The organism is Streptomyces fuscichromogenes, assembly GCF_014645815.1.
In the GTDB taxonomy this organism is placed as follows: domain Bacteria; phylum Actinomycetota; class Actinomycetes; order Streptomycetales; family Streptomycetaceae; genus Streptomyces; species Streptomyces fuscichromogenes.
This window is the reverse complement of sequence record NZ_BMML01000020.1, coordinates 124,402-138,252: the sequence shown is the minus strand read 5'-3', so window position 1 is coordinate 138,252 and position 13,851 is coordinate 124,402. Positions and strand designations below refer to the sequence as shown.

The following is a 13,851-nucleotide window of genomic DNA, read 5'->3' as shown; positions in this document are numbered from 1 at the left end:
GGTCGGGACGCCGCCCAGGAGGCGGAACAGGCGGCCTGCCTCCTCGCGCAGGCGGGACGCCTCCGGTTCGGACTCCGTGTCGGCGAGGGAGGCGAGGGCCGGGGCCGTGCCCACCAGGTAGCCCAGTTCCTCCCGGATCCGCAGCGACTCCGCGAAACCGTGCCGTGCCTCCGCCAACTCCCCTTCCCGCAGCGCAAGTCCGGCCAGATGCCGCCAGGTGAAGGAGAGCAGGAGCGGGTCGGCGTGGGCGGTGGCGGCGGCATGGGCGCGGCGATAGGCGGCGCGGGCCGCCTGCGGGGAGCGGGTGAGGTTCTCCGCCAGCAGGCCCCGGCGGAAGTCGAGCAGGGCCCGGCCCGGCGCCCCCGGAGGGATCAGCGCCGCCGCCCGTCCGAGCGCCGCACGCGCCTCGTCGGCCCGGTCCCGCACGCCGTGCAGCGTGGCCGCGTAGGCGAGTTGGCCCCGCTCGCAGGCCGCCGCCCCCCGCTCCTCGTCGGTCCTGGCCACCGCCTCCGCCGTCCGCAGCGCGTCCTCGGCCTCCTCCCAGCCCCGCTCGGTGTACAGGCACCGCTCGACCATCAGCCCCGCCCGTTGCAGCGAGTACGCCGGGGTGTCCGGCGGCAGCAGGGCCGCCGCGTCGGCCCAGCAGGCCCGCGAGCGCAGCCGCCATACCGCGGTCTGGAGCGGATCGTCACCAGCGGTCGTTCCGTTCCCAGACATGGCGGAGTACGCCACGTTGCCCTCCCCTAGCGCGCCGTCGAGCAGTGAAGTGGTGGCCGCATTCCAGCACCGATCGCCGCGCGGGGCCAAGAGGGTGGGTGAATAATTTCACAAAGTCGTGGGACGGCGACCGCACTTGGCACGAGCCGGTCGCACGCCCGCGTGACCTCAGCTCATCCGCAATGCCAAGAAGAAATCGAGTTTGTCCTCCAGCCGGGACAGGTCCCGGCCCGTCAACTGCTCGATCCTCCCCACGCGATAGCGCAGCGTGTTGACGTGCAGGTGGAGACGGGTGGCGCAGCGGGTCCAGGAGCCGTCGCAGTCGAGGAACGCCTCAAGGGTGGGGATCAGCTCGGCGCGGTGGCGGCGGTCGTAGTCCCGCAGGGGGTCCAGCAGCCGGGCGGTGAAGGCGCGGCGCACGTCGTCGGGGACGAAGGGGAGCAGCAGGACGTGCGAGGCCAGCTCCTGGTGGCCGGCCGCGCAGACCCGGCCGGTGCGGGCGGCGGCCACCCGGCGGGCGTGCCGGGCCTCCTCCAGGGCGCCGCGCAGCCCCTCCGCCGAGTGCACGGCCGCGCTGACGCCGAGGGTGACCCGGCCGTCGTCGTCCAGGCCCGCCGACAACGGCCCCCGCACCGACTCCAGGAGTACGTCGGCGTGGATGCCGTACTCCGAGCCGTCGTGCTCGGTGACCACGGCGGGCAGCGGGACCAGGGCGATCGCCTCGTCGCCGGTGTGCGCCACCGCTATGCGGTCGGACGGCTCCGGGCCGGTGGCCAGCGGGTCGACCAGGATCTCCTCCAGGAGGGACTGGGCGACCGGGCCGCCCTCGACCTCCCCGCCGGCCCACTCGACGCGGCCGACGACCACCTGCCAGTGCGGGGCCGCGCCCAGGCCCGGCACCAGGACCGGGGCGGCCACCCGCAGCCGGGCCGCGATCTCGGCCGGGGCCGCACCGGCCTGGACCAGTTCGAGGACCTCCTGCGCGAGCCTGCGCCGCACCGTGCGGGCCGCGTCCCGGCGGTCGCGCTCGACGGCGATCAGCTGGGTGACGCCCTGGAGCAGGTCCAGCCGCTCCTCCGGCCAGTCGCCGGCGTCCGCCTCGACCGCCAGCAGCCAGTCCGACAGCACGGTCTCGCGTACGTCCCGGGCGCCCTGCGGGGAACGGCCGCCGGACCGGATCGGGAACACGGAGTAGACCGTGCCGTCGAGCAGGACGCGGTGCGGGCCGCGCCGGCCGGTGCGGGTGGCGGCCAGGTGTTCGGCGGCCAGCCCGGCGCAGGCGTCGGCGGGCAGCGCGGGCCCCGACACCTTGGAGCCCGCGATCAGGCGGCCGGCCGGGGACAGCACCCAGGCGCGCAGGTCGAGGTCGGAGCCGAGCAGGTCCAGGACCACGTCCGGGCCGCCGCCCGCCGGGCCCGAGGTCATCATCCGCCGGTGCCGGTCCACGACGGCCGCCAGGTCCCCGGCCCGCTCGCCGCTGACCTGCCGGACGACATGCTCGGTGATCGTCGCGAAAGCAACCGACTCATGGACCGCGAAGAGCGGGAGGCGGTGGTGCGCGCAGGCCACCACCAGATCGTCCGGGACATTGCCCAGCTCCGCCTCGCCGGCCGCCAGCGCGACCACCCCGGCCTGCACCAGGAGTCGTACGAAAGGCTCTGAGTCCGCCGCGTCCCGGCGCCAGGCCAGGCCCGTCAGCACCAGCTCACCGCCGGACAGGTAGCGGCTGGGATCGCGCAGGTCGGTGGTCATGACCCCGCGCACGGTACGGTCCAGCTCGTCCTCGCCGCCGAGCAGCCGCAGGCCCAGCGCATCGGTGTCCAGCAGTGCGCGCAGCCGCATCTCGTCGCCGCCGTTCTGTGTCTCGAAATCTACGATGAATCGTGAAGGGCCGTGGTGGGGCGCCCGGACGGGCGGGTCCACGGACCGTCACCGAGGGTTGCCGGGCCGCAACCGATGGCTGTCAGGGCGTTTCCTGCGTTTCCACAGGAAGACCAGGAGGTAACCGATGACCCCCGTTCATACGAATCTACAAGATGCCCGTGCTGGCCAGCCAACTCCTTCATGGTTTCAGTGACTGACCCCGCTGGAGCAACGGGCGGTGTACTGACCTCGTTCCGCGTGAACAGGACATGAACGAGCCGGGCCCGCCGCACACGGATTGGCTCAATCCGCACGACTCACGAGACTCACGAGACGAAGAAGAGAGCCGGTCATGGACTTCCTTCGCCCCGCCAGCTGGGAGGAGGCGCTCGCCGCGAAGGCCGAGCACCCCACCGCAGTGCCGATCGCGGGTGGCACCGATGTGATGGTCGAGATCAACTTCGATCACCGGCGGCCCGAGTACCTCCTCGACCTCAACCGCATCGGCGATCTCTACGAATGGGAGGTCGGCGAGGAGAGCGTACGGCTCGGCGCCTCCGTCCCGTACACCCGGATCATGGAGAACCTGCGCGCCGAACTGCCGGGCCTCGCCCTCGCCTCGCACACGGTCGCCTCCCCGCAGATCCGCAACCGCGGCGGCGTCGGCGGCAACCTCGGCACCGCCTCCCCGGCCGGTGACGCCCACCCGGCGCTGCTCGCGGCGGGCGCCGAGGTCGAGGCCGAGTCGGTGCGCGGCACCCGGCTCATCCCGATCGACGGGTTCTACACCGGTGTGAAGCGCAACGCCCTCGCGCCCGACGAGCTGATCCGCGCGGTGCACGTGAAGAAGGCCGACGGCCCGCAGCAGTACTCGAAGGTGGGTACGCGCAACGCGATGGTCATCGCCGTGTGCGCCTTCGGGCTCGCCCTGCACCCGCGGACGCGCACGGTCCGTACCGGGATCGGCTCGGCCGCCCCGACGCCGGTGCGCGCGAGGACCGCCGAGGAGTTCCTGGACGCGGCGCTCGACGAGGGCGGCTTCTGGGACAACGGGAAGATCATCACCCCGTCGGTCGCCAAGCGGTTCGCGGACCTGTGCGCCGCCGCCTGCAACCCGATCGACGACGTCCGGGGCACCGCGAGCTACCGCCGCCACGCGGTCGGCGTGATGGCCCGCCGGACGCTCACCTGGACCTGGGAGTCGTACCGCGGCACCACTCGGCAGAAGGGGAGTGTCGCCTGATGCGCGTCAACTTCACCGTCAACGGACGCCCGCAGGAAGCCGACGACGTCTGGGAGGGCGAGTCCCTGCTGTACGTGCTGCGGGAGCGGCTCGGCCTGCCCGGTTCCAAGAACGCGTGTGAGCAGGGGGAGTGCGGGTCGTGCACCGTCCGGCTGGACGGCGTACCCGTGTGCGCGTGTCTGGTCGCGGCGGGGCAGGCGGAGGGGCGGGAGGTCGTGACCGTGGAGGGGCTGGCCGACTACGCCAGGGAACGGTCGTGCGCAACGACCGCCTGCGGTACGTCACTTGACGCCGCCAAGGGCTGGCAGGCCAAGCCGGCCTCCGATTCCCGGGCCGCCGAGGGCACCGAACTCTCGCCGATCCAGCAGGCGTTCATCGACGCCGGTGCCGTCCAGTGCGGATTCTGCACCCCGGGTCTGCTGGTCGCCGCCGACGAGATGCTGGAGCGCAACCCCAACCCGAGCGACGCGGACATCCGCGAGGCGCTGTCGGGCAACCTGTGCCGCTGCACCGGCTACGAGAAGATCATGGACGCGGTCCGCCTCGCGGCCGCCCGGCAGGGAGAGGCGGTCTGAGCCGGATGCCCACCAACGGCGCCCCCACCAGGATCACCCAGGGCTCGCAGACCAGGGGCGGCATCGGCGAGTCGACGCTCCGCCCGGACGGCATCCTGAAGGTCACCGGCGAGTTCGCGTACTCGTCGGACATGTGGCACGAGGACATGCTCTGGGGCCAGATCCTCCGCTCGCCGGTCGCCCACGCCGAGATCGTGTCCATCGACACCGGCGAGGCCCTCGCCCAGCCCGGCGTCTACGCCGTGATGACCTACGACGACCTCCCCACCGAGGTGAAGAACTACGGCCTGGAGATCCAGGACACCCCGGTCCTCGCGCACGGCAAGGTGCGCCACCACGGCGAGCCGGTCGCGATCGTCGCCGCCGACCACCCGGAGACCGCCCGCCGCGCCGCCGCGAAGATCAAGGTCGAGTACCGGGAGCTCCCGGTGATCACCGACGAGGCCTCCGCCACCGCGCCGGACGCGGTCCTCGTCCACGAGAACCGCGACGACCACCACATCGGCCACGTCTCGCACCCGAACATCGTCCACCGCCAGCCGATCGTCCGCGGCGACGCCGACGAGGCCGCCAGGCGCGCCGCTGTCATCGTCAAGGGCGAGTACCGGTTCGGCATGCAGGACCAGGCCTTCCTCGGCCCCGAGTCCGGGCTCGCGATCCCCGAGGAGGACGGCGGCGTCCACCTCTACATCGCCACCCAGTGGCTCCACTCCGACCTGCGCCAGATCGCCCCGGTGCTCGGCCTGCCCGAGGACAAGGTGCGGATGACGCTGTCCGGCGTCGGCGGCGCGTTCGGCGGCCGCGAGGACCTGTCGATGCAGATCCACGCCTGCCTGCTGGCCCTGCGCACCGGCAAACCGGTGAAGATCGTCTACAACCGCTTCGAGTCCTTCTTCGGCCACGTCCACCGCCACCCGGCCCGCCTCTACTACGAGCACGGGGCGACGAGCGAGGGCAGGCTGACGCATGTGAAATGCCGGATCGTCCTCGACGGCGGCGCCTACGCCTCCGCCTCCCCGGCCGTCGTCGGCAACGCCTCCTCGCTCGGCATCGGCCCGTACGTCGTCGACGACGTCGACATCGAGGCCATCGCCCTCTACACCAACAACCCGCCGTGCGGCGCGATGCGCGGCTTCGGCGCGGTCCAGGCGTGCTTCGCCTACGAGGCGCAGATGGACAAGGTCGCGCAGCAACTCGGCATGGACCCGGTGGAGTTCAGGCAGCTGAACGCCATGGAGCAGGGGACGGTCATGCCGACCGGGCAGCCGGTCGACTCGCCCGCCCCGGTCGCCGAACTCCTGCGCCGGGTCAAGGCGATGCCCCTTCCGCCCGAGCGCCAGTGGGAGAGCAGCGAGGGCGCCGACGTACGGCAGCTGCCCGGCGGTCTGTCCAACACCACGCACGGCGAAGGCGTCGTCCGCGGCATCGGCTACGCGGTCGGCATCAAGAACGTCGGCTTCTCCGAGGGCTTCGACGACTACTCCACCGCACGGGTGCGCATGGAGGTCGTCGGCGGCGAGCCCGTCGCCGTCGTGCACACCGCGATGGCCGAGGTCGGGCAGGGCGGGGTGACCGTCCACGCGCAGATCGCGCGCACCGAGCTCGGCGTGGCACAGGTGACCATCCACCCTGCCGACACCCAGGTGGGCTCGGCCGGTTCGACCTCGGCCTCGCGGCAGACGTACGTCACCGGCGGCGCCGTGAAGCACTCCTGCGAGCTGGTCCGCGAGCAGGTCCTGGCACTGGGCCGGCGCAAGTTCGGTACGTACCACCCCGCTTGGGCCACCGCCGAGCTGCTCCTGGAGGGCGGCAAGGTCGTCACCGACGGCGGTGAGGTGCTCGCCGGCCTGGTGGACGTCCTCGGCGACGAGGCCGTGGAGATCGAGGCGGAGTGGCGGCACCGGGCGACCGTGCCCTTCGACCGGCACACCGGGCAGGGCAACGGACACGTCCAGTACAGCTTCGCCGCGCACCGCGCGGTCGTCGAGGTGGACACCGAACTGGGCCTGGTCAAGGTGATCGAGCTGGCCTGCGCCCAGGACGTCGGCAAGGCGCTCAACCCGCTCTCCGTCGTCGGCCAGATCCAGGGCGGTACCACCCAGGGCCTGGGCATCGCGGTGATGGAGGAGATCATCGTCGACCCGAAGACCGCGAAGGTCAGGAACCCGTCCTTCACGGACTACCTGATCCCCACCATCCTCGACACGCCGACCATCCCGGTCGACGTCCTCGAACTCGCCGACGACCACGCGCCGTACGGGCTGCGCGGCATCGGCGAGGCACCGACGCTGTCGTCGACTCCGGCGGTCCTCGCGGCGATCCGCGACGCGACGGGCCTGGAGCTGAACCGGACGCCGGTACGCCCGGAGCATCTGACAGCCGACGCGTGACACCACGGTGGCGCCGGGCAGTTGCTCGACTCCCCGGCGCCGGACCCCAGAAGCGTGCACCACCGGGCCGTCCCCCGGGTCATGCACTTCCCAGATCCCGTGCGTCGCCGGAGGCGACCGGCCCGCGCGGGGCCCCTGTGAACCTTGGGAGACGGCACCATGACCCAGCAGTCACTCAAACCCACGGCGACGGCCGAGGACGCGGGAGAAGGCACCCGCGTCCCGGCCGGACGGTCCTGGCTCGACCAGTACTTCCACATCTCCCGGCGAGGATCCGGCGTCGCGCGTGAAGTGCGCGGCGGCGTCACCACCTTCATGGCGATGGCGTACATCCTCCTGCTCAACCCGCTGATCCTGTCCGGCAGGGACGTGGCCGGGGACACCCTCGGCAGGCAGGCGCTGATCACCGCGACGGCGTCCGCCGCGGCCTTCACCACGCTGCTGATGGGCTTCGTCGGCAGGGTGCCGCTCGCGCTCGCCGCCGGCCTGTCCGTCTCCGGCGTGCTCTCCTCGCAGGTCGCCCCGCAGATGACCTGGCCGCAGGCGATGGGCATGTGCGTGCTGTACGGCGTCGTCATCATGCTGCTGGTCGTCACCGGCCTCCGTGAGATGATCATGAACGCGATCCCGCTCGCGCTCAAACACGGCATCACCATGGGCATCGGCCTGTTCATCGCCCTCATCGGCTTCTACAAGTCCGGCTTCGTGCACCAGGGCAGGGCCACCCCGGTCACCCTCGGTCCCGCGGGCGAACTGTCCGGCTGGCCGGTGCTGCTCTTCGCCGCCACCCTGCTGCTGATCTTCATGCTCCAGGCCCGGAACGTCCCCGGCGCGATCCTGATCGGCATCGTCGGCGGCACGGTGGCGGCCGCGATCCTGAACGCGGCCGGGGTCGTCGACCCCAGGCAGTGGGCCGGTGGCGCCGCCCCCGAACTGCACGGCTCCGCCGTCTCCATGCCGGACTTCTCGCTCTTCGGGCACATCGCGTTCGGCGGCTGGGGCAAGGTCGGCGCGATGACGGTGGCGCTGATCGTCTTCACCCTGGTGCTCGCCGGGTTCTTCGACGCGATGGCCACCATCATCGGCGTCGGCACCGAGGCGAAGCTGGCCGACGACCAGGGCCGGATGCCGGGCCTGTCCAAGGCGCTGTTCATCGACGGCGCGGGCGGCGCGATCGGGGGAGTGGCGGGCGGCTCCGGCCAGACGGTCTTCATCGAGTCGGCGACGGGCGTCGGCGAGGGCGCCCGCACGGGCCTGGCCTCGGTCGTGACCGGACTCCTCTTCGCGGCCTGCCTGTTCTTCACCCCGCTCACCGCGATCGTGCCGCAGGAGGTCGCCTCGGCGGCGCTCGTGGTCATCGGCGCGATGATGCTGATGAACGCCCGGCACGTGGACTGGGCCGACCGGGCCACCGCCGTCCCGGTGTTCCTGACGGTCGTCCTGATGCCCTTCACCTACACGATCACCGCCGGTGTGGCCGCGGGGGTGATCTCGTACACCGCCATCACGGCAGCTCAGGGCAGGGCCCGGGAGATCGGGGCATTCATGTGGGGCCTGACAGGCATCTTCCTGGTCTATTTCGCACTCCATCCCATCGAGGGGTGGCTGGGCGTGCGGTAGCGCTCCGCTGGATCAGCCGAGACGTGCCGGTTGTCGTCCGCGGGTTCGCTGTGGCTGGTCGCGCAGTTCCCCGCGCCCCTTCGGGGGCGCCTGTACCTGACCCCGTTCGAGGAGACCGAGACATGCTGGACGTTGCCGAGGAGTTGAATCGGTGGGTCGCCGACGGGCGGGACTTCGCCGTGGCCACGGTGGTGGCCGTCGGCGGGAGTGCCCCGCGGCAGCCGGGCGCGGCGCTCGCGGTCGACAGCGAGGGCACCGCCGTCGGTTCGGTCTCCGGCGGGTGTGTGGAGGGGGCCGTGTACGAGCTGTGCCGGCAGGCGCTGGCGGACGGGGAGACCGTCCTGGAGCGCTTCGGGTACAGCGACGAGGACGCCTTCGCCGTCGGCCTGACCTGTGGCGGCGTCATCGACATCCTCGTCACCCCGGTACGGGCGGCCGACCCCGCCCGGCCGGTGGTCGCGGCCGCGCTGGCCGCCGCCGCGCGCGGGGCCGCGGCGGCCCTCGCGCGGATCGTCACCGGGCCCGCGGAGCTGCTGGGCCGAGCCCTCCTGGTGGACGCCGACGGTTCCCACGAGGGCGGCTTCGGCGCCCACCCCGAGCTGGACCGCACGGTCGCCGCCGAGGCGGCCGCCTACCTCGACGCGGGCCGCACCGGCACCCTGGAGATCGGAGAGCAGGGCTCTCGGTGCGGAGCACCGCTCACGGTGCTGGTCGAGTCGTCCGTACCGCCGCCCCGGCTGATCGTCTTCGGCGCGATCGACTTCGCGTCCGCGCTGGTCCGGGTCGGTAAGTTCCTCGGCTACCAGGTCACGGTGTGCGACGCGCGCCCCGTCTTCGCGACGAGGACCCGCTTCCCGGAGGCCGACGAGATCGTCGTCGAGTGGCCCCACCGGTACCTGGAGCGCGCCCGGGTCGACGGCCGTACCGTGCTGTGCGTGCTCACCCACGACGCCAAGTTCGACGTCCCGCTGCTGCGGCTCGCCCTCCGCCTCCCGGTGGCCTACGTCGGCGCGATGGGCTCCCGCCGTACCCACCTGGACCGCAACGAGCGGCTGCGCGAGGTCGGTGTCACGGAGCTGGAGCTGGCCCGCCTCCGGTCACCCATCGGCCTCGACCTGGGCGCCCGTACGCCCGAGGAGACCGCGCTGTCGATCGCGGCCGAGATCGTCGCGAACCGCAGGGGCGGCAGCGGGGTCTCCCTGACCGGCGGGCACACCCCGATCCACCACGACGTGACGTCTTCGCAGGCCCCGGCGCGGCGGATCGGGTCGGTGGCCTAGCTCCCCCTCTGACGGCCATTCCGGCGTGCTCCCCCAAAGCGCCCGGTCCGTTCCCCCGATTCAGTCGTACCGGTCCGGGCGCCAGGGGACGATGGAAACGCCTTCACCGCCGCCGTACAGCGTCAGATGACGCATTCGGCGCGCGGAGTTCCGTTCCCATGCGAGCGGGCCGCACGTACGTCGGCGCCCCGCGCCCGTTCACCGCGCCCGTTCGCCGCGCCCGCTCACTCCTCGGCCCAGCGCCGCAGTCCCGCCAGGTCGAGCACGACGGTGCGGCCGCGCCGGGTGGCCACCAGGCCCTCCTGCTGCATCGCCCGCAGACAGCGCACCACGGACTCCCTGGACGCCCCGCTGGCGGCGGCCAGTTCATGCTGGTTGACCTGTACGGTGACGGCTCCGGGCAGGGTCTCCGGGGCGGCCGAGCCGTACCGGACGGCGAGCTTCACCAGCAGTCCGGCGACCCGGGCGCGGGTGGTGCGGGCGCCCTGTTCGGCGCGCAGCCCGTCGGAGTCCCGGATCCGGCCCACCACACTGCGCAGCACCGACAGACAGAGACCGGGGTCGCGTTCCAGGAGCCGTACGAAGGCGTCCGAGGCCACGACCAGCCCCGTCGTGCGGCGCATCGCGGTGACCGTCGCGCCCCGGGGCCGGCCGTCGATGCTGGAGAACTCGCCGAGGAGTTCACCGGGGCCGCGCAGGGCCAGCAGACTGGTGTAGCCGTTGGCCGAGTCGACCGTCACCTTGACCAGGCCGTCGGTGAGCAGGACGACGGAGTGGGCCGCCTCGCCCTCCCGCATCAGCACCTCGCCGCGGGCCCAGCCGCGCGGGTGCCCGGCCTCCCGTAACAGCTTCACTTCCCCGGGCGTGAAGAACACCACCGCCGAGCCTCCCGGCCGCGTCGACCTCCGGTGACGGTTCGGCACCGGACGGCCACTGTCCATCGTGCGGCCGGGCTCTGCCAAGGGGCGGACCGCCGGTCGTACGGCAGTGCGGTCAGGGCCGCCGGAGCAGTGAGTTGACCGCCCGCCCGAACACGGCCCGGGAGGTCCGGCGCACCAGCGGGTCGAAGAGCGACGGCAGCCCCCGGATCCGCAGCTCCTCGTGCCAGACCACCCGGGTACGGCCGCCGGGCCCCGGGTGCACCTCCAGTTCGGCCCAGCCGAGCACCACCCGGCCGTGCTTGACCAGCCGGCACCGGCCGGAGCCGCCGTCCCGCGGGGGCTCCCAGACGGTCACCTCCATGGGATCGTCGAACGACAGCGGCCCGAACCCGGACCGGGCCACGAAGACCGTGCCCTCGTGGGTCGGGGGATCGGTGAGCACGCTGATCCGGGTCAGCGGGACCACGTCGGCATGCCGCGACCAGTCCGTGAGCCTGCGCCACGCCTCGTCGATCGGCAGCGGAGCGGTCCGCTGCAGGAGGAAATTGACCACGGCACGATCGTAGGGAACCTGCCACCGTCCGCGCGTCGCACACCCGGTGTTCACAGGATGCACGGACGCGTCCGAACCGGACCGGAGCGCTCCGGCGCACGACGCGCCGCACCGGTCTTGTCGTACCCGGCCCTGTCGGAGCGGCACGGTGGTGCGGCACCATGAGCGCGGTCCGTACCGCCGTCGTCGTCCCGGGGGGCATCTCGTGGAACACGAACTGCACGACAGGCTCGACGACCTGATGCGCGATCCCTATCCGCACTACGCGCGGGCGCGGGCGGCGCAGGGGCTCGTGCGGGTGCCCGAACTGGACGCCTGGCTGGTGGCCAGGGACGCCGACGTCCGCGAAGTGCTGCGCCGCACCGCGGACTTCTCGTCCGCCGGCGCGTTACGGCCGGACGTCATGCCCGCGCCCGCCGCGCTGGCGGTGCTCGGCGGCGGCTTCGGCGGCCGGCCGGTCGTGGTCACCTCGGACGGCGAACGGCACCAGCGCCTGCGCGCGCCGCTGGTGCGGGCGCTGTCACCGGCCCGGGTCGCCGCGGCCGTACCGTACGCCCGTGAGCGCGCCGCCGCCCTCGTCGACGGGTTCGTGGCGGACGGCGGGGTGGAGCTGATGTCCGCCTACGCCACCCGGCTGCCGGGCGAGGTGATCGGCCGGATCGTCGGCCTCGACCCGGCCGACGTGCCCCTCGTCGTGCACGGCGGGCGGCGCGCGGAGGAACTGCTGTTCCGGCCGCTGCCGGAGGCCGGGCAGATCGCCGCCGCCGAGGACGTCGTCGCCATGCAGCACGTCCTCGACCGCTGCGCCCGCGACCGCTACACCCACCCCCGGGAGGACCTGGCCACGGAGATCGTCGCCTCCGTCTCCGAACCCGGCCACCCCGAACTCCCCCTGGAGCAGCGCCACGAGGCGGTCGCCCACCTCCAGAACCTGCTGATCGCCGGGCACCTGACCACGACCGCGCTGATCGGCACCACCGTCCTGCACCTGCTCGGTCACCGGCGCCAGTGGGAACTGCTCCGCGAGCGTCCCGACCTGATCCCGGCGGCCGTCGAGGAGGCCGCCCGCTACGACGGGGCGCTCCAGGGCTTCCGGCGGACCACCACCCGCCCGGTCACCCTGGCGGGCACCGAACTCCCGGCCGGGGCCGACCTGTTCGTCGCCTTCGGCGCGGCCAACCGGGATGCCTCGTGCCATCCCCGCCCCGACACGTTCGACATCACCCGGGACACCCCGGCCCGCCACCTCGCCTTCGGCTTCGGCGCGCACGCCTGCGTCGGCGCCCAGCTGGCCCGCGAGCAACTCCGTGTCACGGTGGGGGAACTGACGCGCCGGCTGCCGGACCTGCGGCTCGCGGCGGAGCGCCCGGTCACCATGCGGCCGACGATGATCCACCGCTCACCCGAGGAGCTGCACCTCACCTGGTAGGCGCCCCAGGGGCAACGGCAGTACCGCCGGGACCGGCACACCTTGCCCGGCTCGGCTCCGCCGGGTACAGGTCGTACGGCGGGACGCCACCGTCCCGGGAGGCCCGGTCCAGGACCCGCCTCCCGGCCGACGCCGAGTCGTCGGTCATGCGCTCCTTCACGACCACACCCCACTCCGGCCCCACTCCGGCCACGCTCCGCCTGCCGCCTGCCGCCTGCCGCCTGCCGCCTGCCGCCTGCCTGCCGCCCGCCTTTCGGCTCCCGGCTTCCGGCTCTCGCCTCCCGGCTCTCGCCTGCCGCCTTCCGCCTTCCGCCTTCCGCCTTTCGGCTCCCGGCTCTCGCCTCCCGGCTCTCGCCTCCCGGCTCTCGCCTTCCGCCTTCCGCCTTCCGCCTTTCGGCTCCCGGCTCCCGGCTCCCGGCGGTCCGGACATCGGTGGTTCGGACATTGGCTGTCCGGGTTCCCGATCGTCGCCTCCGTCTCGTCGGCACTGCCCCTGCCGGGCTGCGCATGGGTCGACACGACACGACCTCGCCCGCCGGCGCCCGAACCGCCGTCTTCCCCCTTTTCCCTTCTCGTCCGGGTTCTCCGATGCGGGGGTCCGGGCCCGGTGTGACCATGGAGAAGGGGAGCCGCCCCGGCCGGAGAGGACGACCCATGCGCTACCGGGACCGCGCGCACGGCGGCCGTGAACTCGCCGTCGTGCTGGGTGGGTTGCGCGACGAGGGTGCGCTGCCGGACCCGATCGTGCTGGCCCTGCCCCGGGGCGGGGCGGCCGTCGCCGCGGAGGTCGCGCGGGAGCTCTCGGCCCCGCTCGACGTGCTCGTCGTACGCAAGATCGGAGCCCCGCACCAGGAGGAGTTCGGCGTCGGCGCGATCGCCGGGGACGACCCGCCGCTGCTCGACCCGGCGACCCTCGCCCACCTGGGCCTGAGCGAGGAGTCCCTGGCCCCCGTGGTGGAGCGGGAGCGGCGGGAACTGCGCCGCCGCGAGCGCCGCTACCGGGAGGGCCGGCCGGCACCCGACCTGCGCGGCCGTACCGTGATCGTCGTCGACGACGGTCTCGCCACCGGCTCCACCGCCCGAGCCGCCCTGCGCCACGTACGGGGCCGGGGCCCCGCCCGGACCGTGCTGGCCGTCCCGGTCGGCGCGCCCGACTCCCTCGCCGCCCTCGCCGCCGAGGCCGACCTGGTCGTCTGCCCCTGCCGGCCGGCCCGCTTCAGCGCGGTGGGGCAGTGGTACGACGACTTCGAGCAGCTGACGGACGCCGACGTGCTCGACGCGCTGCGCGGGACCTGACGGG

11 protein-coding genes are annotated in these 13,851 nt (G+C 73.3%); 7 read left to right on the top strand and 4 right to left on the bottom strand.

Translation table 11 applies throughout. The annotated features are described in order from the left end of the window. Positions 1-732 (bottom strand): hypothetical protein (locus IEZ11_RS35005; RefSeq protein ID WP_189266989.1); only part of this gene is annotated, 732 nt, incomplete at its 3' end. 153 nt (positions 733-885) lie between these two features. Then, entirely contained in the window at positions 886-2,559 is a 1,674-nt protein-coding gene (locus IEZ11_RS35000; RefSeq protein WP_189266988.1) for a PucR family transcriptional regulator, read from the bottom strand. A gap of 373 nt (positions 2,560-2,932) precedes the next feature. Between IEZ11_RS35000 and IEZ11_RS34995 the strand changes: the two genes are divergently transcribed. The 5 genes from IEZ11_RS34995 to IEZ11_RS34975 all read left to right on the top strand — a co-directional run bounded on the left by IEZ11_RS34995 (position 2,933) and on the right by IEZ11_RS34975 (position 9,688). Continuing rightward, positions 2,933-3,823: an FAD binding domain-containing protein gene (locus IEZ11_RS34995; protein WP_189266987.1), complete on the top strand. Its 891-nt coding sequence runs from the start codon at positions 2,933-2,935 to the stop codon at positions 3,821-3,823. Further along, on the top strand, positions 3,823-4,398 hold the full coding sequence (locus IEZ11_RS34990) for a (2Fe-2S)-binding protein (RefSeq protein ID WP_189266986.1): 576 nt from the start codon (positions 3,823-3,825) through the stop codon (positions 4,396-4,398). The genes IEZ11_RS34995 and IEZ11_RS34990 overlap by 1 nt, the downstream gene beginning before the upstream one ends. A gap of 5 nt (positions 4,399-4,403) precedes the next feature. Then, positions 4,404-6,788: a xanthine dehydrogenase family protein molybdopterin-binding subunit gene (locus IEZ11_RS34985; protein WP_189266985.1), complete on the top strand. Its 2,385-nt coding sequence runs from the start codon at positions 4,404-4,406 to the stop codon at positions 6,786-6,788. A gap of 159 nt (positions 6,789-6,947) precedes the next feature. Continuing rightward, complete coding sequence (locus tag IEZ11_RS34980) at positions 6,948-8,408, top strand: NCS2 family permease (RefSeq protein WP_189266984.1); 1,461 nt, start codon at positions 6,948-6,950, stop codon at positions 8,406-8,408. A gap of 122 nt (positions 8,409-8,530) precedes the next feature. After that, positions 8,531-9,688, top strand: a complete 1,158-nt coding sequence (locus IEZ11_RS34975) for an XdhC family protein (protein ID WP_189266983.1) — start codon at positions 8,531-8,533, stop codon at positions 9,686-9,688. Positions 9,689-9,912: 224 nt separating this feature from the next. On the opposite strand, the gene IEZ11_RS34970 is transcribed toward IEZ11_RS34975, so the two are convergent. Together IEZ11_RS34970 and IEZ11_RS34965 are read right to left on the bottom strand one after the other, a co-directional pair. Beyond that, positions 9,913-10,566, bottom strand: a complete 654-nt coding sequence (locus IEZ11_RS34970) for a Crp/Fnr family transcriptional regulator (protein ID WP_229713542.1) — start codon at positions 10,564-10,566, stop codon at positions 9,913-9,915. A gap of 115 nt (positions 10,567-10,681) precedes the next feature. Next, positions 10,682-11,122, bottom strand: a complete 441-nt coding sequence (locus IEZ11_RS34965) for an SRPBCC family protein (protein ID WP_189266981.1) — start codon at positions 11,120-11,122, stop codon at positions 10,682-10,684. Between the two features lie 205 nt (positions 11,123-11,327). Between IEZ11_RS34965 and IEZ11_RS34960 the strand changes: the two genes are divergently transcribed. After that, entirely contained in the window at positions 11,328-12,551 is a 1,224-nt protein-coding gene (locus IEZ11_RS34960; RefSeq protein ID WP_189266980.1) for a cytochrome P450, read from the top strand. Between the two features lie 654 nt (positions 12,552-13,205). Further along, entirely contained in the window at positions 13,206-13,847 is a 642-nt protein-coding gene (locus IEZ11_RS34955) for a phosphoribosyltransferase (RefSeq protein WP_189266979.1), read from the top strand. The last annotated feature ends 4 nt before the right edge of the window (positions 13,848-13,851 follow it).

Excerpts from the sequence above, each read along its gene's own strand:
- IEZ11_RS35000 (WP_189266988.1), bottom strand. The coding sequence starts at position 2,559 with ATGCGGCTGCGCGCACTGCTGGACACCGATGCGCTGGGCCTGCGGCTG.
- IEZ11_RS34995 (WP_189266987.1), top strand. The coding sequence starts at position 2,933 with ATGGACTTCCTTCGCCCCGCCAGCTGGGAGGAGGCGCTCGCCGCGAAG.
- IEZ11_RS34990 (WP_189266986.1), top strand. The coding sequence starts at position 3,823 with ATGCGCGTCAACTTCACCGTCAACGGACGCCCGCAGGAAGCCGACGAC.
- IEZ11_RS34985 (WP_189266985.1), top strand. The coding sequence starts at position 4,404 with ATGCCCACCAACGGCGCCCCCACCAGGATCACCCAGGGCTCGCAGACC.
- IEZ11_RS34980 (WP_189266984.1), top strand. The coding sequence starts at position 6,948 with ATGACCCAGCAGTCACTCAAACCCACGGCGACGGCCGAGGACGCGGGA.
- IEZ11_RS34975 (WP_189266983.1), top strand. The coding sequence starts at position 8,531 with ATGCTGGACGTTGCCGAGGAGTTGAATCGGTGGGTCGCCGACGGGCGG.
- IEZ11_RS34955 (WP_189266979.1), top strand. The coding sequence starts at position 13,206 with ATGCGCTACCGGGACCGCGCGCACGGCGGCCGTGAACTCGCCGTCGTG.